Genomic DNA, 963 nt, shown 5'->3' with positions numbered 1-963 from the left:
CAGCGACGAGGAGCAGTCCCCTATCAATCATAAGCAAGGACTTTATGTCGGCTCCATCACAGCGTTGGCGGGCATGTTACTGATTCTTGCCGGCGTCGTGTTAGCGGGCTCTTCTCAATCCATCTTTGTCGCAATTGGCTGCATCGTGTTGCTGTTTAGCTTGTTCCTACTACAACCTACCCTGCACTCTAAACGTGCTTGGCAGAAACAAAAAACTAAGTAAGTAAATGGGTAAGTAAACCGTGTTGGGCGCGTTGTTTTGTGTCGCGCCTAATGGAAAGTTGGATTTTTAACTCGCCAAAACTGCATATAAAAAAACGCCTACGGTGGAGCCGCAGGCGTTGGCAAATTGCTCAAAAGATCGTTCGACTATCTACGATAGTTCTCGGCGCTAACCGGGGTGAGGAATTATTCGATAATTCCCGCAACTTCACGAACCAGCTTCGCCAGTTCATCCCATTGCTCGTTGTCAATCAAATCGCCGGGTACCATCCAAGTACCACCACACGCCAAGACTGAAGAAATAGACAAGTAATCTTTAACATTGCTTGGGCTCACGCCACCGGTTGGCATGAATTTTACAGGATAAACCGCAGATAAAGCTGTTAGCATCGCGACGCCGCCTGACGGTTCTGCTGGGAAAAACTTCAGCGTACGCAGAACCATTTCCATTGCTTGTTCAACCAAGCTTGGGTTGTTGACACCAGGGACGATGGTCACGTTACGCTGTTGGCAGTATTTCACTGTAGTTGGGTTGAAACCTGGGCTCACAATAAAGTCCACGCCCGCATCAATCGCTTCATCCACTTGCGCGCTTGTCAGCACAGTTCCCGCGCCAATCAACATCTCTGGGTACGCTTCGCGCATGTTTTTGATCGCTAAAGCGGCATCTTCAGTACGGAACGTCACTTCAGCACATGGCAGGCCATTTTCAATCAGCACCTGTGCCAGTTTCACTGCCTT

1 protein-coding gene and 1 pseudogene are annotated in these 963 nt (G+C 49.2%); one reads left to right on the top strand and one right to left on the bottom strand.

Features of this window, described 5'->3' with window-relative positions; all coding sequences use genetic code 11:
• A pseudogene (locus R7Z50_RS25215) lies at window positions 1-223 on the top strand (transporter); the annotation flags it as partial.
• 185 nt (window positions 224-408) lie between these two features.
• Here R7Z50_RS25215 and R7Z50_RS25210 read toward each other — a convergent pair.
• Window positions 409-963, bottom strand: a 555-nt coding sequence (locus R7Z50_RS25210) for a bifunctional 4-hydroxy-2-oxoglutarate aldolase/2-dehydro-3-deoxy-phosphogluconate aldolase (RefSeq protein ID WP_318149449.1), incomplete at its 5' end; no start/stop codon positions are given.

It is taken from the genome of Vibrio sp. 1249-1 (genome assembly GCF_033340495.1).
The sequence above is the reverse complement of the archived record's forward strand: the minus strand, read 5'-3'. Positions and strand labels throughout refer to the sequence as shown.